This window comes from Bradyrhizobium sp. USDA 4473, assembly GCF_054063335.1.
Genome location: NZ_JBSSGE010000001.1, coordinates 7,111,298 through 7,131,189, shown reverse-complemented (window position 1 = coordinate 7,131,189; position 19,892 = coordinate 7,111,298). Strand labels below are relative to the sequence as shown.

At 64.3% G+C, this 19,892-nt stretch carries 16 protein-coding genes; 8 read left to right on the top strand and 8 right to left on the bottom strand.

Annotated features, from left to right (window positions below):
* Nucleotides 1-44 precede the first annotated feature (44 nt).
* From shc to ACVW17_RS33540, 6 genes are all read left to right on the top strand, one after another.
* Nucleotides 45-2,006, top strand: a complete 1,962-nt coding sequence (gene shc, locus ACVW17_RS33565) for a squalene--hopene cyclase (RefSeq protein ID WP_456798347.1) — start codon at nucleotides 45-47, stop codon at nucleotides 2,004-2,006.
* Between the two features lie 26 nt (nucleotides 2,007-2,032).
* On the top strand, nucleotides 2,033-2,758 hold the full coding sequence (locus ACVW17_RS33560; protein ID WP_456755866.1) for a phosphorylase: 726 nt from the start codon (nucleotides 2,033-2,035) through the stop codon (nucleotides 2,756-2,758).
* Nucleotides 2,759-3,116: 358 nt separating this feature from the next.
* Complete coding sequence (locus ACVW17_RS33555; RefSeq protein ID WP_456798346.1) at nucleotides 3,117-3,761, top strand: TetR/AcrR family transcriptional regulator; 645 nt, start codon at nucleotides 3,117-3,119, stop codon at nucleotides 3,759-3,761.
* A complete protein-coding gene (locus ACVW17_RS33550; protein ID WP_456798345.1) occupies nucleotides 3,758-5,458 on the top strand; it encodes an acyl-CoA dehydrogenase family protein in 1,701 nt (566 codons plus the stop codon). The genes ACVW17_RS33555 and ACVW17_RS33550 overlap by 4 nt, the downstream gene beginning before the upstream one ends.
* Before the next feature lies 1 nt (nucleotide 5,459).
* Nucleotides 5,460-6,302 (top strand): class II aldolase/adducin family protein, encoded by an 843-nt coding sequence (locus tag ACVW17_RS33545; RefSeq protein ID WP_456798344.1) that lies wholly within the window; start codon nucleotides 5,460-5,462, stop codon nucleotides 6,300-6,302.
* Nucleotides 6,299-7,201 (top strand): Rossmann-like and DUF2520 domain-containing protein, encoded by a 903-nt coding sequence (locus ACVW17_RS33540; protein ID WP_456755862.1) that lies wholly within the window; start codon nucleotides 6,299-6,301, stop codon nucleotides 7,199-7,201. The genes ACVW17_RS33545 and ACVW17_RS33540 overlap by 4 nt, the downstream gene beginning before the upstream one ends.
* Before the next feature lie 66 nt (nucleotides 7,202-7,267).
* On the opposite strand, the gene hpnH is transcribed toward ACVW17_RS33540, so the two are convergent.
* Together hpnH and ispH are read right to left on the bottom strand one after the other, a co-directional pair.
* Nucleotides 7,268-8,428 carry an adenosyl-hopene transferase HpnH gene (gene hpnH, locus ACVW17_RS33535; protein ID WP_456755861.1) on the bottom strand — a complete coding sequence of 387 codons (1,161 nt, stop codon included), beginning with the start codon at nucleotides 8,426-8,428 and terminating at the stop codon, nucleotides 7,268-7,270.
* Between the two features lie 45 nt (nucleotides 8,429-8,473).
* Nucleotides 8,474-9,400, bottom strand: coding sequence for a 4-hydroxy-3-methylbut-2-enyl diphosphate reductase (gene ispH / locus ACVW17_RS33530; RefSeq protein ID WP_456755860.1), 927 nt, complete (start codon nucleotides 9,398-9,400; stop codon nucleotides 8,474-8,476).
* Nucleotides 9,401-9,887: 487 nt separating this feature from the next.
* Between ispH and hpnN the strand changes: the two genes are divergently transcribed.
* Nucleotides 9,888-12,503 carry a hopanoid transporter HpnN gene (gene hpnN, locus ACVW17_RS33525; RefSeq protein ID WP_456755859.1) on the top strand — a complete coding sequence of 872 codons (2,616 nt, stop codon included), beginning with the start codon at nucleotides 9,888-9,890 and terminating at the stop codon, nucleotides 12,501-12,503.
* 72 nt (nucleotides 12,504-12,575) lie between these two features.
* Here hpnN and ACVW17_RS33520 read toward each other — a convergent pair whose 3' ends face one another.
* On the bottom strand, nucleotides 12,576-13,220 hold the full coding sequence (locus ACVW17_RS33520) for a DUF2147 domain-containing protein (RefSeq protein ID WP_456755858.1): 645 nt from the start codon (nucleotides 13,218-13,220) through the stop codon (nucleotides 12,576-12,578).
* Between the two features lie 102 nt (nucleotides 13,221-13,322).
* Between ACVW17_RS33520 and hpnO the strand changes: the two genes are divergently transcribed.
* Nucleotides 13,323-14,714, top strand: coding sequence for an aminobacteriohopanetriol synthase HpnO (gene hpnO, locus ACVW17_RS33515; protein ID WP_456755857.1), 1,392 nt, complete (start codon nucleotides 13,323-13,325; stop codon nucleotides 14,712-14,714).
* 138 nt (nucleotides 14,715-14,852) lie between these two features.
* On the opposite strand, the gene ACVW17_RS33510 is transcribed toward hpnO, so the two are convergent.
* The 5 genes from ACVW17_RS33510 to ACVW17_RS33490 all read right to left on the bottom strand — a co-directional run bounded on the left by ACVW17_RS33510 (nucleotide 14,853) and on the right by ACVW17_RS33490 (nucleotide 19,829).
* Nucleotides 14,853-15,617: an anti-sigma factor family protein gene (locus ACVW17_RS33510; protein ID WP_456755856.1), complete on the bottom strand. Its 765-nt coding sequence runs from the start codon at nucleotides 15,615-15,617 to the stop codon at nucleotides 14,853-14,855.
* Nucleotides 15,614-16,171 carry a sigma-70 family RNA polymerase sigma factor gene (locus ACVW17_RS33505; RefSeq protein WP_456755855.1) on the bottom strand — a complete coding sequence of 186 codons (558 nt, stop codon included), beginning with the start codon at nucleotides 16,169-16,171 and terminating at the stop codon, nucleotides 15,614-15,616. The genes ACVW17_RS33510 and ACVW17_RS33505 overlap by 4 nt, the downstream gene beginning before the upstream one ends.
* A 94-nt stretch (nucleotides 16,172-16,265) precedes the next feature.
* Nucleotides 16,266-16,589, bottom strand: a complete 324-nt coding sequence (locus tag ACVW17_RS33500; RefSeq protein ID WP_456755854.1) for a cupredoxin domain-containing protein — start codon at nucleotides 16,587-16,589, stop codon at nucleotides 16,266-16,268.
* A 24-nt stretch (nucleotides 16,590-16,613) separates the two neighbouring features.
* Nucleotides 16,614-17,564 carry a metallophosphoesterase family protein gene (locus tag ACVW17_RS33495; protein WP_456755853.1) on the bottom strand — a complete coding sequence of 317 codons (951 nt, stop codon included), beginning with the start codon at nucleotides 17,562-17,564 and terminating at the stop codon, nucleotides 16,614-16,616.
* A gap of 348 nt (nucleotides 17,565-17,912) precedes the next feature.
* Nucleotides 17,913-19,829: a potassium transporter Kup gene (locus tag ACVW17_RS33490; protein WP_456798343.1), complete on the bottom strand. Its 1,917-nt coding sequence runs from the start codon at nucleotides 19,827-19,829 to the stop codon at nucleotides 17,913-17,915.
* Between the last annotated feature and the right edge of the window lie 63 nt (nucleotides 19,830-19,892).

Sequence of the window (19,892 nt, the reverse complement as noted above, 5' to 3'; positions counted from 1 at the left end):
GGCTTTCGATCAGCCGGTCCGCGATGAAGAGGATATCGAGCGAAATGCTTTCGAGAGATCACGGCGTTGCAGTCGACCCGGTCGCGCTGGAGAAGAGCATCTCCAAGGCAACCGAGGCGCTGCTCGGCTATCGCCAGTCCGACGGACATTGGGTGTTCGAGCTCGAGGCCGACAGCACGATTCCGGCCGAGTACATCCTGCTGCGTCACTATCTCGCCGAGCCGATCGATACCGGGCTCGAGGCCAAGCTCGGCAATTACCTGCGCCGCGTCCAGGGCGCGCATGGCGGCTGGCCGCTGGTGCATGATGGCCCGTTCGACATGAGCGCCAGCGTGAAGTCGTACTTCGCGCTGAAGATGATCGGCGATTCCGTGGATGCGCCGCATATGGTGCGGGCGCGCGAGGCGATCCGTTCGCGCGGCGGCGCCGCGGCCAGCAATGTGTTCACGCGCTTCCTGCTCGCGCTCTATGGCGTCGTGACCTGGCGCGCGACGCCGGTGCTGCCGATCGAGATCATGCTGCTGCCGATGTGGTCGCCGTTCCACATCAACAAGATCTCCTACTGGGCGCGCACCACCATGGTGCCGCTGATGGTGCTCGCCGCGCTGAAGCCGCGCGCGAAGAACCCGAAGGGCGTCGGCATCGACGAACTGTTCCTGGAGGATCCGAAATCGGTCCGCATGGCGCCGAAGGCGCCGCATCAGAGCGCGAGCTGGTTCTATCTGTTCCGCTCGCTCGACGCCGTGCTGCGCGTGATCGAGCCGATGTTTCCGAAGCGCCTGCGCCAGCGCGCGATCGACGCCGCGCTCACCTTCACCGAGGAGCGGTTGAACGGCGAAGACGGCATGGGCGCGATCTATCCGCCGATGGCCAACATCGTCATGATGTATGATGCGCTCGGCAAGGACGAGAATTTCCCGCCGCGCGCCACCACCCGCCGCGGCATCGACAAGCTGCTGGTGGTCGGCGACGACGAGGCCTATTGCCAGCCCTGCGTTTCGCCGGTGTGGGACACCGCGCTGACCTGTCACGCACTTCAGGAAGCGGGCGGCGACGACACGCTCGCCAAGGCCAGGCAGGGTCTCGACTGGCTGAAGCCGCGCCAGGTGCTGGACCTGAAGGGCGACTGGGCGGTCAAGGCGCCGGACGTTCGTCCCGGCGGCTGGGCGTTCCAGTACAACAACGACCATTATCCCGATCTCGACGATACCGCCGTGGTGGTGATGGCGATGGATCGCGCGCGCCGCCACACCGGAACCCGGGACTACGACGAGGCGATCGCACGCGGCCGCGAGTGGATCGAAGGGTTGCAGAGCCGCGACGGCGGCTGGGCGGCCTTCGACGCCAACAACCTCGAATACTACCTCAACAACATCCCGTTCTCCGACCACGGCGCATTGCTGGATCCACCGACCGAGGACGTCACCGCGCGCTGCATCTCGATGCTCGGCCAGCTCGGCGAGACCGTCGAGAGCAGCAAGGCGATGGCCGACGGTATCGCCTATCTGCGCCGCACCCAGCTCGCCGAGGGCTCCTGGTACGGCCGCTGGGGCCTCAACTACATCTACGGCACCTGGTCGGTGCTGTGTGCGCTTAATGTCGCAGGAGTCGATCGCAACGACCCGATGATTCGCAAAGCGGTCAACTGGCTGGCATCGGTCCAGAATCAGGACGGCGGCTGGGGCGAGGATGCCGTCAGCTACCGGCTGGATTACAAGGGTTATGAAGTTGCGCCATCGACGTCCTCGCAAACGGCATGGGCCTTGCTTGGATTGATGGCGGCCGGAGAGGTCGAAAACCCCGCCGTTGCGCGGGGGGTGGAGTACCTAAAGGCAACACAGACGGAAAAAGGGCTGTGGGACGAGCAGCGATACACGGCTACGGGGTTTCCGCGGGTATTTTACTTGCGATATCATGGTTACTCGAAGTTCTTTCCGCTCTGGGCGCTGGCGCGGTATCGGAATTTGAGAAGCACCAATAGCAGGGTGGTAGGGGTCGGGATGTGATTGTTGAGGCGGGGGCCGCCGAGTCCGTGGGCAGAATTGATCCTCGGCCGGTACTGATTGTGACTGGATTGGTGCAGGAGGCCCGCATCGCGGCAGGCCCCGGCATGATCGTGATCTGCAGCTCGAGCGATCCGCAGCAGCTGCGTGAATTGCTGGCGACGCTGGATCCGAAGACTTTCCGTGGCGTGATTTCGTTCGGCGTGGCCGGCGGGCTCGACCCGTCGCTGAAGTCGGGCGACGTCGTGGTCGCGACCGAGGTGATGTCGGGCGATACGCGTTTCCTGGCCGCATCCGCCTTGAACGAGGAGATGATCGCCAGCGCCGCGCTGAAGCGCCGCAGGATCGTCCGCGGCGGTCTCGCCGGCGTCGAACAGGTGATCGCGGCAAAGGCCTGCAAGGCCGCGCTGCGCTCGATCACCGGCGCCGCCGCGGTGGATATGGAGAGCCATATCGCGGCCGCCTATGCCGCCAAAGCAGGCATTCCGTTCGCAGCCCTGCGCGTGATCAGCGATCCCGCGCACCGGGCGCTGCCGGAACTGGCGAAGTCAGCGGTGAAGCCGAACGGCGACATCGATCTGCGCAAGGTGCTGCGCGGCATCGCGCGCAATCCGCGGACGCTGCGGGCGCTGGTGTCGACCGGGATCGATTTCAACCGCGCGCTGCGCTCGCTGCGCAGCTGCCGCGGCTTCCTGCTCGGCAACGAGGTGCTGATGCCGGTGGACGACGTCATGGTGACGGCGAAGGCGGCCTGATCCAACCGTCCCGGGCCGGGACGGGTTTCTCGGGACATCGAGCTCAAAACAAGGCCCGATCGCATTACGATCGGGCCTTGTGCTTGGGTGTCCGATGGTCTGACGCGATGCCACCGTGCTGCCGGCCTGGTGCCCTCAGCGGGCTGCCAGCGCTGTATTGCCCGCCGGGGCGGGCCCCTGGCCGGCGCCGCCTCCCTCAATCCCATAAGGTCCGTACGGCGGCGGCTGCGCTCCGGAGGGCAGGGCGCGTCCTGGCAGGGCGCGTCCCGGCGGCGCAGTGCGCCTGTGGACCCTTGACAGGCAGGCGCACTCGGCCGAGTATGAATTATGATCCTTTATTCATGAATTACGGTTCACTATGGCAATCGCAGCGGTTCGCCTCAATCAGCTGGTCGAGACCAAGGCACGGATCCTGGATGCCGCGAGGGAAGCCGTGGCGCTGAGCGGGTGGAAGGACGCCCAGATCGCGCTGATCGCCGCCCGGGCCGGCGTCGCGACCGGCAGCGTGTATCGCTACTTCGACTCGAAAGCGGACCTGTACGCCCAGGTGCTCGGGCTGGTGTCGGAGCGAGAGGTGGCGGTGGTCGCTGCGATCGTCGAGGCGGAGGGATCGCCATCGCAATGCCTGGTGGATGCGATCTACACCTTCTCGGTCCGGGCGATGCGCGGCCGCCGGCTGGCCTACGCGCTGATCGCCGAACCCTGTGAGCCCGAGATCGACGCGGCGCGCCTGAAATACCGGGCGGCACTCGCCGATCAGATCGCGCGGCTGGTCCGGCGCGGCATCGCCAATGGCGAGTTCGTCGAGATCGACGCGAATGTCGCGGCATCCTGCGTGACCGGTGCGTTCATGGAGGCGCTGGTCGGTCCGCTGGCGCCCGAAGCGGCTCCCGATTCCGATGCGGCGAAGGCGATCGCGCAATCGATCGCAGGGCTCGCCGCGCGCATGCTGTTTCGCCACACGACGCCTGAATTGCCCCCCGTATCGCGAGTCTCCGCATGAATGCGCGTGTCCAACCGGTGGCCGTCACCGCAACGAAAACCGGTGCGTTTGCGACCCATGACGTCCGCAACCAGGCGCGGCCGGCGACAGGCTTCAACGCATTCGATGACGATCGTGCGTTGAACGGCGTGATCGCGACGCTGGCGCCATGGGCGCGCGACAAGCTTTCCGCGCTCGGAGCCCATGCCGGCAGCGAGGCCGTGCAGGAGGCGGCGCGGCTTGCCAATGAGCACGAACCGAAGCTCTTGACCCACGACCGCTACGGCAACCGCAATGATTGGGTCGAATTCCATCCGGCCTGGCATCAATTGATGGCGCTGGCGTTCCAGAGCGAGGTGCATAGCCTGGCCTGGTCGACGCGCGAGCCGCACGGCCATCTGGCGCGCGCGGCGCTGAGCTATCTCTGGAATCAGATCGAGAACGGCGTCGGTTGCCCGACCGGGATGGCGTACGCTGCGATCGCAGGGTTTGCCGGCAAGCCGCAATTCGCGCTGTGGCGGGAGCGGACATTGACGGCGGATTACGATCCGCGCCGGCTTCCGATCGAGGCCAAGCGTGCGGCTGTCATCGGCTATGCGATGACCGAGAAGCAGGGCGGCTCCGACCTACGCGAGACCCAGACCACCGCGCACTTCGTCGAGTGCGGCGCGCATGGCGAGATCTATGCGATCACCGGCCACAAATGGTTCTTCTCGGTGCCGGTCGCCGACGGTTTCTACACGCTGGCGCGCACCCAGTCCGGCGTCAGCTGCCTGTTCGTGCCGCGACTGTTGCCCGACGGCAGCGCCAACCGCATCCACATCCAGCGTCTGAAGGACAAATGCGGCAACCGCTCCAACGCATCGAGCGAGATCGAATATCATGACACCTGGTCGATCCTGGTCGGCGAGGAAGGCCGCGGCATCGCGGAAATCCTCTCGCATGCGCATCTGACGCGGCTGGATTTCGCGGTCGGCTCCGCCGGGCTGATGCGGCAGGCGTTGAGCCTCGCCATCAATCACGCGCAAAGTCGAACCGCGTTCGGCAAGCCGATGTCCGAGCTTCCGATGCAGCGCAATGTGCTCGCCGACCTTGCGCTCGAGAGCGAGGCGGCGATGCTGGGCGCATTCCGCGTCGCGCGCGCCACCGACGGCCTGCAGACCAGCGAGCACGAGCGGCTGCTGGCGCGGGTCGCAACCCCCGTGATGAAGTTCTGGAATTGCCAGCGCGCGCCGGCCTTCACCTACGAATGCCTGCAGGTGCATGGCGGCAACGGCTTCATCATGGAGAATGCGATGGCGCGGCTGTATCGCGAGGCGCCGCTGAATTCGATCTGGGAAGGCACCTCGAACATGATGTGCATGGACGTGCTGCGCGCCATGCAGCGCGATGCCAGGTGTCGCGATGCGTTGATCGACGAATTGCGCGCGAGCAGGGGCCTCAATCCGATCTATGACCGGAGCACCGACGACCTCGCCGATCGCCTGCAGGCCCGATATCCGGACGACGGACATGCGCGGGCGCTGGTCACCCGGATGGCGCATGCGTTGCAGGCGGCCGAGATGTTGCGGCACAGCGACGCCGCTGCCGCCGATCTGTTCGTGCAATCGAGGCTCGGCGCCGACGCGATGCATGTGTTCGGCGCGCTTCCATCGTCGGAAGGCCTCGACGGTATCGTCGAGCGCGCGTCCGTCATCGGTCACCAGGGACCCCGGTAACATGCGTCAGAGCGAAGTGTGTGCCGTCAACGATGTCAGGGCCGTCGTGGGCGAACAGGAATGGGCAACCCGGGTCGATCTCGCGGCGTGCTATCGGCTGGTCGCGCTCTATGGCATGACCGACCTGATCTACAACCACATCAGCGCGCAGGTCCCGGGGCATGACGATCAGTATCTGATCAATCCCTACGGCATGCTGTACGAGGAGATCACGGCGTCCAGCCTGGTCAAGATCGACATCGAGGGCCGCACTTTGCTGCAGCCCGATCACGGCTACAACGTCAACGTCGCCGGCTTCTATCTGCATGCGCCGATCCATCGCGCGCGGCCCGACGTGAAATGCGTTCTGCACACCCATACCAGGGCAGGCACGGCGGTCAGCACGCTTGCCGAGGGACTGTTGCCGCTGTCGCAGACGGCGATGCGGTTTCACGGCCGGATCGGCTACCACGATTTCGAGGGGCCGGCGATCGATCGCGAGGAATGCGACCGCGTCGTCGCCGATCTCGGCCGCAACAACGTCCTGATCCTGCGCAATCATGGCCTCTTGGTCTGCGGCAACACGATTCAGCAGGCGTTCAATGCGATCTATTGGCTGGAGCAGGCCTGCCGGATCCAGATCGATGCGCTCGGCTGCGGCAGGCCGCTGCGCGCGCCGACTGAGCTCGCGATCGGCAACACGGTGACCTGCTTTGCCGGCACCGAGATCACGCTCGACAATGAGCGCGACACCAATCCAACAATGAATGAAGCGGCGCAGACTCTGCAAGCCGGTTACGGCCTGCTGGAATGGCCGGCGTTGCGGCGCAGGCTCGACCGCATCGACGGGAGCTACGCGCAATGAGCACGGCGCTGGCCGCGGCGCGGATCGGATTCATTGGCGCCGGCCGCGTCGCGCAAACGCTCGCGCCGGCATTCGCCCGCGCGGATTTGGATGTCGCGGCGTTCTACAACCGCGGTGCCGATGCCGCGCAGCGGCTCGGCTCCCGCGTCCCGTCGGCGAAGTCGCTGCCGGATGCGCAGCAGGTCGTCGACAGCTGCGACATGATTTTCCTCACCGTGAGCGACGATGCGATCCTGCCGGTGTGCCGCGACCTGCGCTGGCAGCCGCGTCACCGCGTGGTCCATTGCAGCGGCGCGACCGAGCTCGCGGCGCTCGACCATGCCAAAGCCGCAGGCGCGGCCACCGGCGGCTTTCATCCGATGCAGATGTTCGCAAATCCCGACGTTGCGCTCGAGGGGCTCTGCGGATGCACGGTCGGCATCGAGGCCGAGGGCGAGTTCAGGCGCGACCTCGAATGGCTTGCGACCCGGATCGGCTGCGAGCCGCTGGCGCTGCCGGCCGGGGTGCGGGCGCTGTATCACGCCTCGGCCTATTACGTCGGTCCGTTCCTGATCGCGCTGCTCAAAGAAGGCGTCGAGCTCTGGAAGAGCTTTGGCGCCAGCGAGACCGACGCGCTGCGCGCGATGATGCCGCTGCTGCGCGGCACGGTCGCGGCCGTGCTCGACGGCGGATTGGCCAACGGCATGGGCGGCTGCGTGGCGCGCGGCGATGTCGGCACCATCCTCAAGCATCTCCGCGCCCTCGACGAGCGGTTTCCGTCTTCGGGCGCGCTGTATCGCGAACTGGCGCTGCGCAATGTCCCGCTCGGGATCGAGCGCGGCACGCTCAGCGCGCCGCGCGCGGCGGAGATCGAGCAATTGCTGCTGCGGACGAGATTGGAAGAGCAGGCGGCATCCTGACCCAGCAAAAAGCCCCGGTTCGCTGAACCGGGGCTTTGATGCTTCTGCGTTCGCTCAGGTCGTGCGTCAGGCGGCGGTGGAGGCCTTCTGTTGCTGCTTGGCGGCAGCGGCTTCGGCCTCGTCGCGGCGAATCTCCGAGAGCTTCTTCTGCACCTGTTCGGCGAAGATGTACTGCGCCGGACGCTGCTTCGACATGTCGATCTCCGGCGCCATCGGGCCCGTGGTCTTGATGCCGCGCAGCGCGACCCACATCGCCTTCAGCGGGTTGTTGATCGCAGCAGTCGCCGCGGTCGGCTCGTAGCCGCAATGGGCCATACAGTCGGCGCACTTCTCGTACTTGCCGGTGCCGTAGGTCTCCCAATCGGTGGTGTCCATCAGCTCCTTGAAGGTCTTGGCGTAGCCTTCACCGAGCAGATAGCAGGGCTTCTGCCAGCCGAAGATGTTGCGCGCCGGCATGCCCCAGGGCGTGCACTCGTATTCCTGGTTGCCGGCGAGGAAGTCCAAAAACAGCCCGGAATGCATGAAATTCCACTTCTTGCCCTTGCCGAGCGCAAAGACGTCGCGGAACAGCTTCTTGGTCTTGGTGCGGTTGAGGAAGTGCTCCTGGTCCGGCGCACGCTCATAGGCGTAGCCCGGCGACATCGAGACGCCGACGCCGAGCTCGGTGGTGAAGTCGAGGAATTTCGCGATCTCCTCGGCCGGATGGCCGTCGAAGATGGTGGCGTTGACGTTGACCGTGAAGCCGCGCGCCTTCGCCGCCTTGATCGCGGAGACGGCGCGGTCGAATACGCCCTTCTGCGACACCGCCTTGTCGTGATGGTCCTTCAGGCCGTCGAGATGCACCGAGAAGAACAGATAGGGCGACGGCTCGAACAGATCGAGCTTCTTCTCCAGCAGCAGCGCGTTGGTGCACAGCGAGACGAACTTCTTGCGCGCCACGAGGCCGCGCACGATCTCGCCGATCTCCTTGTGGATCAGCGGCTCGCCGCCGGGGATCGCCACCATCGGCGCGCCGCATTCATCGGCCGCGTCCCAGCATTCCTGCGCGGTCATGCGGCGATTGAGGATCGCATCGGGATAGTCGATCTTGCCGCAGCCGACGCAGGCGAGGTTGCAACGGAACAAGGGTTCCAGCATCAGCACGAGCGGATAGCGTTTGCGGCCAAGCAGCTTCTGCTTGATCAGGTAACCGCCGATACGCATTTCCTTGAAGAACGGTATAGCCATTAGACGATTTTCTTTCTGCACTTATTCAAAGGAAGTCGGTTCAGATCAGCCCGCAGTCAGTTCGGCTGGCAGCCGGAATTCGATATTCTCTTCGCGGCCCGGAACGACCGAGACCGACACCGGTCCGATGCGTCGCAGGGCCTCGATGACATCGTCGACCAGAACTTCGGGTGCCGATGCACCCGCCGTGATCCCGACGGCCTTCGCATCCTTCAGCCAATCCGGGTTGAGCTCGCTCCCATCGGCAATGAGATAACTCGCGACGCCGACCTCGGTGCCGATTTCGCGAAGCCTGTTTGAGTTGGAACTGTTGGCGGCCCCCACCACCAAAATGACGTCCACCAGCTTGCTTAGGTCCCTTACCGCAGATTGGCGGTTCTGTGTCGCATAGCAGATATCCCGGGTGTCGGGGCCTTGAATATCTGTAAATTTTGCCTGAAGGGCCGCGATGATGTCCTTGGTGTCGTCCACGGACAGGGTGGTTTGGGTGATATAGGCGACCGGCGTATCGGTCGGCAGCCGCAATTCCGCCACATCCTGAACGCTCTGGACCAGCCAAACCGGCCCCGGAACCTGGCCCATGGTTCCCTCGACCTCGGGGTGGCCCGCATGTCCGATCAGGATCAGGGCGCGGCCCTTCGAGATATAGCGCTTGCCCTGGTTGTGGACCTTGGTGACCAGCGGGCAGGTGGCATTGAGGACCGGAAGGTCGCGGGCTTCCGCCTCCTCCTCGACGCTCCGGGCGACGCCATGGGCGCTGAACACGGTCACCGCCTTGGCCGGCACCTCCGAGAGATCCTCGACGAAGATCGCACCCTTCTTCTTCAGGCTTTCGACCACGTGCTTGTTGTGCACGATCTCGTGGCGGACATAGACCGGCGGACCATACTTCGCGAGCGCGCGTTCGACGATCTCGATCGCGCGCACAACGCCCGCACAAAAGCCGCGTGGCTGGGCAAGAAACACTTCCATCGGACGTCCGTTACGCAAATTGCACCAATCTCATTCCAAGTCCTGTTCCAAGTCCTGTTCCAAGTCCTGTTCCAAGTCCTGCGGCCTTTTCGGCAACGCACTCCACAAGTCGGACGTCGCAACGTCAGTTGCAATGTCCGCGCCATCACAGTTCCTGCACGGGATCGATGCCCCAAGCGCATGGAAATACAGGGATTTGTGGCAAAAAGGTAGCGCTTCGAAAGGCAGAACCATCGGTGGGGAGGGGTGTTAGAGGTAATATGGTGTGGGATCGGAGCCGTGCGACCCTCCGCCCCTCTCACTTGTTCGTCACTTTATCGCCCACTGATGCGGTTTATACCGGCCACTCGTGGCCAGTCCTGTGGTTTGGAACCTCTTCGCCATCGCGTCGAGGAAGGTAACCAAAACAACATTAGATCGGCCCCCGGAACTCCGCTACAGAGCGGGCGTTTTCGGCCATGCTTCCCCGAGATTAGAAAGAAACGAAGTGCTGACAAATATTGTCGTCTCCGTTGTTAGGACCTGTACGCGTTTTGCCCTTCCGGTTGTCATTATCTCTGTGCTGCTGTCGATCGGCGCCGGCTTCTATACGGCCCGCAACTTCTCGATCAACACCGACATCAACAAGCTGATCTCGCCGGATCTGGATTGGCGCAAGCGCGACAACCAGTTCGAGGAAGCATTCGATCGCGAGCGTCTGATCCTGGCGGTGGTCGAAGCCGCGACGCCCGAGCTGACCAGCTCGGCGGCGAAGGCGCTCACCGCGAAGCTGCAGGCCGACAAGAAGAACTTCGAGGCGATCACCGCGCTCGGCTCCGGCGAATTCTTCGAGAAGAACGGCCTGCTGTTCCTGCCGACCGAAGAGGTCGGCAAGGTCGCAGGCCAGCTCGAATCGGCCGCGCCGCTGATCGAGATCATGGCCGGCGATCCCTCGATTCGCGGCCTGACCGGCGCGCTCGAGACCGGCCTTGCCGGCGTCAAGCGCGGGCAGGTCAAGCTCGACAATGCCGCGCCGCCCTTCAACCTGATCTCGGAGACCGTCGAGACCGTCCTCAACAAGGGCAACGCCACCTTCTCCTGGCGCGAGCTGACCAGCGACAAGCCGCTGACCGATTCGGACAAGCGCGCCTTCATCGAGATCAAGCCGATCATCGACTATTCGGCGCTGGAGCCCGGCAAGGCCGCGACCGATGCGATCCGGCAGGCGGCCGCCGACCTGAAGTTCCCGACCGAGTATCACGCGCGCGTTCGCCTGACCGGACCGGTGCCGATCGCCAACGAGGAATACGCCACCGTGCAGGACGGCGCGATCACCAACGGCATCGGCACCGTGGTGATCGTCTTGATCATCCTCTGGCTGGCGCTGCACTCGGGCAAGATCATCTTCGCCGTGTTCGTCAACCTGTTCATCGGGCTTGCGCTCACCACCGCGGTCGGCCTGATGATGGTCGGATCGCTGAACCTGCTGTCGATCGCCTTCGCGGTGCTGTTCGTCGGCCTCGGCGTCGACTTCGGCATCCAGTTCAGCGTGCGCTACCGCTCCGAGCGTTACAAGAACGACAATCTGACGCTCGCGCTGGAAAACGCGGCGCGCCGTTCGGCGGTGCCGCTGTCGCTTGCGGCGATGGCGACCGCCGCCGGCTTCCTGTGCTTCCTGCCGACCGACTACAAGGGCATCTCCGAGCTCGGCAAGATCGCCGGCGCCGGCATGCTGGTGGCGTTCGTCACCAGCATCACGGTGCTGCCGGCGCTGCTCGACCTGCTCAACCCTCCGGGAGAGAAGGAGCCGGTCGGCTACGCCTTCCTGGCGCCGGTCGACCACTTCCTGGAAAAGCATCGCATTCCTATCATCGTCGGCACGCTGCTGGTCACGGTCGCCGGGCTGCCGCTGCTGCACTGGATGAAGTTCGACTTCAACCCGATCAATCTGCGCAACAAGCAGGCGGAATCGATCGCGACCTTCCTCGACCTGAGGAAGGATCCGAACACCGGGGCCAACGCCATCAACGTGATGACGCGCTCGGAAGCCGACGCCAAAAAGATCGAGGCCAAGCTCGAGAAGTTGCCGGAAGTGGCGCGCGTGATGTCGCTCGACAGCTTCGTGCCGGACGACCAGCCGGCCAAGCTGAAGCTGATCGCGCAGGCGGCCAAGACGCTCGGCCCCGCGCTCAATCCGGACTCGGTCGATCCGGCGCCGTCGGATCAGGAGAATGTCGAGTCGCTGAAGAGCTCGGTCGACAGCCTGCGCAGGACCGCGGGCGACGGCAAGGGACCGGGCGCGGTTGCCGCGCGAAGGCTCGCCGACGCCTTGCAGAAGCTTGCCGATTCGAACCAGGCTGTCCGCGACAAGGCGCAGGACGTCTTCGTCGCGCCGATGAAGATCGTGTTCGATCAGCTCCGCAATACGCTGCAAGCCCAGACCGTCACCTTGCAGAACCTGCCGCCGGAACTGGTCGAGAGCTGGAAGACCAAGGACGGCCTGATGCGCGTCGAGGTCGAGCCGAAGGGTGACCCGAACGACAACGACAATCTGCGCCGCTTTGCCGACGCCGTGCTCGCCGCGGAGCCGACCGCAATCGGCGGACCGGTCTCGATCCTCAAATCGGGCGATGTCATCGTGAATGCGTTCATCCACGCCGGCATTCTGGCGCTGGTCACCATCGGCCTGCTGCTGTGGCTGACGCTGCGCCGCATCGTCGACGTGCTCATGACGCTGGTGCCGCTCCTGGTCGCCGGCATCGTCACGCTGGAGATCTGCGTCTTGATCGGGCTGCCGCTCAACTTCGCCAACATCGTCGCGCTGCCGCTGCTGCTCGGCGTCGGCGTGGCGTTCAAGATCTACTATGTCACGGCATGGCGGCAGGGCAGGACGAACCTGCTGCAATCGAGCCTGACGCGGGCGATCTTTTTCAGCGCGCTGACCACGGCGACGGCGTTCGGCAGCCTGTGGCTGTCCAGCCATCCCGGTACCGCGAGCATGGGCAAGCTGCTTGCGCTGTCGCTCGTCACCACGCTGGCCGCGGTGCTGCTGTTCCAGCCGGCGCTGATGGGCAAGCCGCGTGAGACCCTCAAGGAGGAGGATATCGCCAACGACGTCACCTGACGCGTTGTTTTGATCGGGCTTGGCGGCCGATGCCGCCAAGCCGCAATCACAGGCTGAGCGATGCCAGCCGTGTCAGTGCGTCGGTCGCGCGATGTCCGGCAGCAGGCAGATATCGCCGACCGTGTCAGCGGACGCATTGGCATTGCTTGGGGCCTGCTTCTGGCCCGGCTTGCTGGCAGGGGCCACGGCGCCGGTGGTCTTCTGCGGCGCTGTTGATTTGGGAACGGTGCCCTTTGCTGCCGAGCCTGCGGCCGCCGGATTGCCGGCGGCGCTCACCGGGATCGGCGGGCCGACGCGGGTCCAGGTCTCGCCGCCGCACAGGAAGCCGAGCACGCAGCCCTGGATCTCGAGCTGATCGGTGCCGACCGGCTTGATGGTCGAGCTGTAGAGCTGGCCGTCCTTGGCGTTATACACTTGGCCTTCCCAGGCATCGGCGCCGGCCTTCTTCTTCATGTCGATCAGGATCGGCATGCCGAGCGTCGGCCTGCTCTGCTTCGCAGGATCAGGATTGTTCTTATCCTTGCCGCCGGGGGTTTTTTCCCACGACACCGCCCCCCACATGTTGCCATTACACTGGGCGACGCGGATGATGGCGACACCGTCAGCGACCTTCCAGTCGCCGGTCGGGTCCGCTGCAAGTGCCGGTGATAATACGGTGGCCAAAAATAAACCCGAAAAGGCTATTGTGCGCGCGAAAGTTCTTGGGCAGTGCAACATGGTCCAAACCTGTGCTTAACTAGACGATCCGAGCGGGGGTCAAAACGCCGCTAGCGAGCGTTTTAAGTTGACGAGATGGCCATCAACCGACGTATGTAACGAATGGTAAGTTCCAATTTAGACGTTTCCGAGATTTTTGTGGAGCGCGAGGGGCAGCGCGGTGCCATGCACACGCGTCATCTCAACGAGCAGCTCGTTCGCGTCCTCAAAACCATCGGTTACGACGTCGGCTTCCAGAAGGGGCAAGGCCAGTACCTCTTCGATCGTCAGGGGGCTCGTTACCTCGATCTATTGAGCGGATTTGGCGTTTTTGCGATTGGCCGCAATCATCCGGCCCTGCGCCAGGCGCTGAAGAGCGTGCTCGACGCCGATCTGCCGAATCTGGTGCAACTCGACGTGTCGACGCTTGCCGGCGTGCTCGCGGAACGGTTGCTGGACTATGTTCCATACCTGGACAAGGTGTTTTTCGCCAATTCCGGCGCCGAAACCGTCGAAGCGGCGATCAAGTTCGCGCGCGGCGCGACCGGCCGTCCTGGTATCGTTTATTGCGGGCATTCGTTCCACGGCCTGTCGTACGGGGCGCTGTCGCTGACCGATGATTCGAATTTCCGCAGCGGCTTCGAGCCGCTGCTGCCCGGCTGCACCCCGATACCCTACAACGATCTCGAGGCGCTGGAGAAGGCGCTGTCGTCGCGCCAGGTCGGTGCATTCATCGTCGAGCCGATTCAGGGCAAGGGCGTCAATATGCCCACCGACGAGTTCCTGCCCGGCGCGCTGGCGCTGTGCCGCAAATACGGCACGCTGTTCATCGCCGACGAGATCCAGACCGGCATCGGCCGCACCGGGAAGTTCCTCGCGATCGAGCACTGGGGCATCGAGCCCGACATGGTGCTGCTGGCGAAAGCGCTCTCCGGCGGCCACGTGCCGATCGGCGCGCTGCTGACGCGCAAGAACATCTTCGACAAGATCTTCAACCAGATGGATCGCGCGGTCGTGCATGGCTCGACCTTCGCGAAGAACGATCTGGCGATGGCCGCCGGCATCGCGACCCTCGACGTCATCAAGTCCGAGAAGCTGGTCGAGAACGCCGCCAAGCGCGGCGCCGAGCTCCGCCTCGCGCTGACGCGCATGGTGCCGGGCTATGAATTGATGAAGGAAGTCCGCGGCAAGGGCTTGATGATCGGCGTCGAATTCGGACCGCCGAAATCGCTGCGGCTCAAGGCGTCGTGGAATCTGCTGGAGACCGCCAACAAAGGCCTGTTCTGCCAGCTGATCACAGTGCCGCTGTTCAAGGATCACAAGATCCTGACCCAGGTCGCCGGCCACGGCCTCCACACCATCAAGCTGCTGCCGCCGCTGACGATCACCGAAGAGGATTGCAGCTGGATCGAGAAGTCGTTCGACGACGTGATCGCCGGCAGCCACAAGGTGCCCGGCGCGATCTGGTCGCTCGGCAAGACGCTGGTCGACAACGCGGTGCGCAAGTCGGCGTAGGCACGTTCCCGTAGCCGGGATGAAGCAGCCTTATTCGTCATTGCGAGCGAAGCGAAGCAATCCATCGAGCCGCAAGCGGCGATATGGATTGCTTCGTCGCTTCGCTCCTCGCAATGACGAGAGCAGAGGTTTTGCTGCTCACCCTTCCTTGTTCGCGCGCATCGCGCTCTCGAACTTGTCGCCGAACTCGCTGAGTTCGTCGGCGCCGAGATCGCTGACCGCCCAGTAGTTCAGGCCGCGGTCGCTCCAGCGCCGGATATTGAAGCCCTGCAATGTCGAGATCTTCGCGGGCTTGCGTTCGGTGCTCGCGGTCTGCGCCACGAACAGGTTGATGACGTGCTGGCGCCGCTTGTAGACCACGGCGCCGATCTCGCGGGCGTTGACGTAGTCGAGCCTACCGCCGATCAGCGTGAAGCCCTGCGCGGTGAGATCGATCACCGGCGGCGAGACGTCGAGCTTGCCGTTGAACCACGGCTTGACCGTATGCTGGTCGGTCGACACCACGTCGATCAGGTGGCCGGCCTGCAGCGAGCGCAGATGCGCCGACACCACCTCGTTCTCGATGCGCTGCTCGTCGTCATTGCGCAGCACGATCGCGACCAGACCCGTTGCGGCCATCGCCGACACCGCCGAGCCCATCGCAAAGCCGCGCAGCACCGAGCGCCGGCTTGGCGCGGCCTGCGGTTGCGGCAGCGACTTCTCGATCTTGCGGCGCAGCTCGAGCGGAGCCTTGTAGCGCACGTCGCTCTCGGCGATCGCCTGGCGGATCTCCTGATATTCCTTCATGAGAGCGGCGCAATGCGCGCACCCCTCGACATGGGCTTCCACTTCGCGCGCATGGCCGGCATCGAGTTCGCCGTCGATCAGCGCGTGGATCAGCACTTCGGCTTCCTCGCAGGTCATTTCACGTGCTCCTGTTCCGCAAGCCAGGCCGATCGCAGCATGGCGCGGGCGCGCGCGAGGCGGGACATCACGGTGCCGACCGGCACGGCGGCGACATCGGCGATCTCGCGGTATGATAGATTCTGGATTTCCCTGAGCACGAAGGTCTCACGGAATGGCTCGGCGAGCGCCGCCACCAGCTTGCGCACGGTGTCGCCGTCGAACCGGCGCAGCAGCTGCTTTTCCGGGGTCTCCGGGGCTTCGTTCCACAGCGGGGTCTGCTCGCCGCCTTCCGGCAGCTCCTCGACCGCGGTGGGCGCGGTCTTGCGCCTTGCGTATTCGGCGCGGCAGACATTGCGCAGGATCGCGAACAGCCACGGCTTCATCGCGGGGCCGCGATAGCTGTCGAAATGCTTGTAGGCGCGCAGATAGCATTCCTGCACCGCATCCTCGGCGTCGGCGGCATCGCGCAGCAGATAGCGCGCCAGGGTATAGGCGTCGTCAAGGTACGGCAGCGCGGCTTCGCGGAAGCGTCGCGCCTTTTCGGGATCGTCTTGCGACGCGTTGACAACCATCGTGTCCTGCCCGGCATGTCGAGAGACGGCTTGTGCCCGGGCGGGGGCTGTGGGCCACCGACCGGGCATGGTTGTGATTGTATGGCTGGTCACGTTACCCAACCTTGATACTGCCTGTCATGTGCGGATGCAGCGAGCAGAAATACTTGTATTCGCCCGGCTCCGTGAAGGTGAACGAGAAGGTGCCGTCGGTGTCCATGGTCTTGGAGCGGAATTTGCCCGCACACACCACGGTGTGCGGGATGTCGTCGCGGTTGGTCCAGGTCACGGTGGTGCCGACCTTCACGTCGAGGGGGTTCGGCGTGAACGAGAAATTGTCGATATGGACCGCGGTGTCTTCGGCGCGGGCCGCCGTGACCGGCAGCAGCATGGTCGCGACCACGGCGATCCCGAAGTCGCGTCGATTGATCGTACTCATCGTCTGTTTCCTCAGCCGGATCCGTTAGCCTTGCAGCGGCGTGTCGATGATCGCCAGCGGCTGGCTGTTCTGCTTGAAGTTGATGCTGGCGACGCCGAGCATGCTGCGCAGCTTGGCATCCTCGACCTTCATCGGGCCGGGCGAGGGGGCAGCCCCCGGCGCCGGCTGCGGGAAGGCGGTCGAGCGCGCGGTGTGGAAGGTGACGTTGCCCTCGACCTTCTGCATCACCTGGTGGATGTGGCCGTTGAGCACGGTGACCGAACCGAAGCCCTTGACGTATTCCAGCGCGCGGGCGCCGTCCTCGGTGCCCCAGCCCCATTGCGGATAGACCGTCCACAGCGGGATGTGGGCGAACAGCACGATCGGCGTCGACTTGGAGCGGCCCTTGAGGTCGTTCTCCAGCCATTCGAGCTGCTCATTGCCGAGATTGCCGAGGCCGCCGCCCTTGAGGTCGACGACGTTGACGAGGCCGATGAAATGCACCCCGCCGGCGTCGAACGAATAGTAGCCCGGACCCTTGGTGCCCTTGCCGTAACGCTCCTTGTAGAGCTTGACCTCCTCGTCGATGAAGTCGTGCTCGCCCGGCACGTAATGCACGTCGAGCTTGGCCTGCGAGATGATGCGGTCGGCATCATCGAATTCGGACGCCTTCGACAGATGCGTGATGTCGCCGGTGTGGATCATGAACGACGGCTTGACCGGCATCGCCCGGACCTTGTTGATGGCCTCCTCCAGCGTGCCGATGGCGTTCGGGTTGGCCGGCTTGTCGAAGCCGACATGGCTGTCGCTGATCTGCATGAAGGTCATGCCGCTGGCCTCGGCGGCCTTGGCCGAGCCGACGATGCCGAGCGAATGCGGCACGCCGCCGGTGACGGTCCACAGCACGCCTGTGCCGGCCCAGGTCATGCATTCCAGCACCTTGCGTCGGCTGACGCCTTTCTCCTCATCGTGGTGATTGTGATCGTGTCCGCTCATGACAAGTCTCCCATGGGCCCAGGGATTGGGTTTCCGGGGAGGTGATCGGCAGGGCCGGAGCTTTATTCCCGGAGCGTCGGAGCGGGGTGAGGGGCGGAATGACGATTTCGTGAGGACCGGAAAGCCGGCTGCATTGCGGTGCAACATGGCGATGCGGCAACAGAAATGAACGGCCGCAACACGGCTGTCTTGCAGCCGTCAGCATAATGTCAGCGCTGCTGCGTAAGGTTGGCAGACATTTGATAGGTCCAGTACTGCGTGAGTGGCTTACGCCGTCCCCGAAAGGGGGCGGCGGTTTCCTTGGCGGCCGGGCAGCGGCGGCAATGGCTGCGGCTGGTCCATCGTGATCTACAGTTCCATCCTGCTGCCGATCTCGACCAGCGAACCGCTCGGAATCCGGAAGCGGTCGATCGCGTGCGCGGAATTTCGGGACATGAACGCGAACAGTGCAATCTGGAATCGGGCGATCGCGTTGCGGCGCGTACCGCTGACGGGATCGTGACGTTCGACGTAGTAGGTCGCGCCTTTCTGGATTGGCACCCCGATCTGCCTGGCATTGGCGAGTACGGCCGGCAGGTCTGGAATCTCGACGAAGCCGAAATGCACGGTAATGTGCCAGACGCCTTCGCACAGCTGTTCGCAGCGAATTCGATCCGCCGAGCGGATACGGGGCACGCTTTCAAAACTTGCGGTCAGCGCGATCGTCGTTTCGTGCAGGGAACGGGATTGCTTGACGTAGTTCACGATGATCGGCGGCATTCGGTGCCTCAGTCGGGTCAGGAATATCGCCGTTCCCGGGACCCGCGCAATGTGCTGCGTGCGCAGGCCGCCAACGAAGGCGTCGACATGCTGCGAATGCGCCATGCTCCGCCGATGCAGCGCATCGAGGCCGAAATGCCAGGTGATCATGACGCCAAACACCAGCGCGCCGAACAGCAGAGGAATCCAGCCGCCTTCCGCGATCTTGAAGAGATTGGCGAGAAAGAACGCAAGGTCGACCGCAAGCAGCAGCCCCGCGATCGTGACTGCTCGCAGCGCGCTCCAGCGCCACATGCCTCGCATCACCTGGTAGAGCAGAGCGGTGGTCAGGACCATGGTCGTGGAGACCGCGGCGCCATAGGCGGCGGCGAGGCGGTCTGAACTGCCGAAGCCGATTGTGAGTGCGACCGTCAGGCACATCATCGTCCAGTTCACGAAGGGGACGTAGATCTGGCCATATTCCTCGGCCGATGTCTGGTTGATCCGCACGCCTGGAAACCAGCCAAGCTGCATGGCCTGGCGTGTCATCGAGAACGAACCGGTGATGATGGCCTGGCTTGCGATGATGGTCGCGAGCGTCGCAAGCGTCACCAGCGGATAGACCGCCCAGACCGGTGCGAGCTTGAAGAACGGGTTGGCGCCGGGATCGGGGGAGGCGATGAAGTCACCGACCTGTCCGGCGTAGTTGAGGATGAGAGCAGGCAACACGACCCCGTACCAGGCGAGGCGGATCGGCTTGCGCCCGACATGTCCCATATCGGCGTAGAGGGCTTCACCGCCGGTGAGCGCCAGGAATACGCCGCCGAGCAGGGTGAAGCCGAGCAGGCCATGCGTGGTCAGAAGCAGAATGCCATATGCAGGATTGAGCGCACGCAGAACGTCGGGATGCCGCGCCACCGAGCTGGCGCCGAGCGCTGCCATTGTCACGAACCATAGCAGCATCACTGGGCCGAACGCCTTGCCGACGATGGCGGTCCCATGACGCTGAAACGCGAACAATGCGATCAAAATCCCGGCAGCGATGGGCATCGTGTACGGCCTGAACACGTCGGTGGCAACGTTCAGGCCTTCGACCGCGCTCAGCACCGAGATGGCCGGCGTGATGATGCCGTCGCCATAAATCAGCGCCGCGCCGAACAGCCCGATCGCAATCAGCCAACGGCCGCGCCCGGACCACCGTGCGCCGGTCAGCGCCATCAGCGCCAGAATGCCGCCCTCGCCATGGTTGTCGGCGCGCATGACGAACAGGCAATACTTGATCGAGATCGTGATGATCAGCGCCCAGACGATCAGCGAGAGCGAGCCGAGCGCGGCATCCGGGCTGAAACCGTTGCCCATCAGGTGAACGATGGTCTGCAGCGTATAGAGCGGGCTGGTGCCGAGATCGCCGTAGACGATGCCGAGCGCAAGCAGGATGCTGGTGAAAGTCGGCGCTTGCTCAAATCGGCTGTGCGCCTGCCCGGTGAAACCGGTCGTATCGTTCAGAGCAGAGATCGTCGAAGGCATCCGGCTCACCATTGTCGTCGAGTCGCGAGCAAGAGGCGGCCGCCCGGCGACAGGTCTCGCCGT

What these genes read in the sequence shown, in the direction of transcription:
- shc (WP_456798347.1), top strand. Translation starts at nt 45, where the DNA reads ATGCTTTCGAGAGATCACGGCGTTGCAGTCGACCCGGTCGCGCTGGAG.
- ACVW17_RS33555 (WP_456798346.1), top strand. Translation starts at nt 3,117, where the DNA reads ATGGCAATCGCAGCGGTTCGCCTCAATCAGCTGGTCGAGACCAAGGCA.
- ACVW17_RS33550 (WP_456798345.1), top strand. Translation starts at nt 3,758, where the DNA reads ATGAATGCGCGTGTCCAACCGGTGGCCGTCACCGCAACGAAAACCGGT.
- ACVW17_RS33545 (WP_456798344.1), top strand. Translation starts at nt 5,460, where the DNA reads ATGCGTCAGAGCGAAGTGTGTGCCGTCAACGATGTCAGGGCCGTCGTG.
- ACVW17_RS33540 (WP_456755862.1), top strand. Translation starts at nt 6,299, where the DNA reads ATGAGCACGGCGCTGGCCGCGGCGCGGATCGGATTCATTGGCGCCGGC.
- hpnH (WP_456755861.1), bottom strand. Translation starts at nt 8,428, where the DNA reads ATGGCTATACCGTTCTTCAAGGAAATGCGTATCGGCGGTTACCTGATC.
- ispH (WP_456755860.1), bottom strand. Translation starts at nt 9,400, where the DNA reads ATGGAAGTGTTTCTTGCCCAGCCACGCGGCTTTTGTGCGGGCGTTGTG.
- ACVW17_RS33520 (WP_456755858.1), bottom strand. Translation starts at nt 13,220, where the DNA reads ATGTTGCACTGCCCAAGAACTTTCGCGCGCACAATAGCCTTTTCGGGT.
- hpnO (WP_456755857.1), top strand. Translation starts at nt 13,323, where the DNA reads ATGGTAAGTTCCAATTTAGACGTTTCCGAGATTTTTGTGGAGCGCGAG.
- ACVW17_RS33510 (WP_456755856.1), bottom strand. Translation starts at nt 15,617, where the DNA reads ATGACCTGCGAGGAAGCCGAAGTGCTGATCCACGCGCTGATCGACGGC.
- ACVW17_RS33505 (WP_456755855.1), bottom strand. Translation starts at nt 16,171, where the DNA reads ATGGTTGTCAACGCGTCGCAAGACGATCCCGAAAAGGCGCGACGCTTC.
- ACVW17_RS33500 (WP_456755854.1), bottom strand. Translation starts at nt 16,589, where the DNA reads ATGAGTACGATCAATCGACGCGACTTCGGGATCGCCGTGGTCGCGACC.
- ACVW17_RS33495 (WP_456755853.1), bottom strand. Translation starts at nt 17,564, where the DNA reads ATGAGCGGACACGATCACAATCACCACGATGAGGAGAAAGGCGTCAGC.
- ACVW17_RS33490 (WP_456798343.1), bottom strand. Translation starts at nt 19,829, where the DNA reads ATGCCTTCGACGATCTCTGCTCTGAACGATACGACCGGTTTCACCGGG.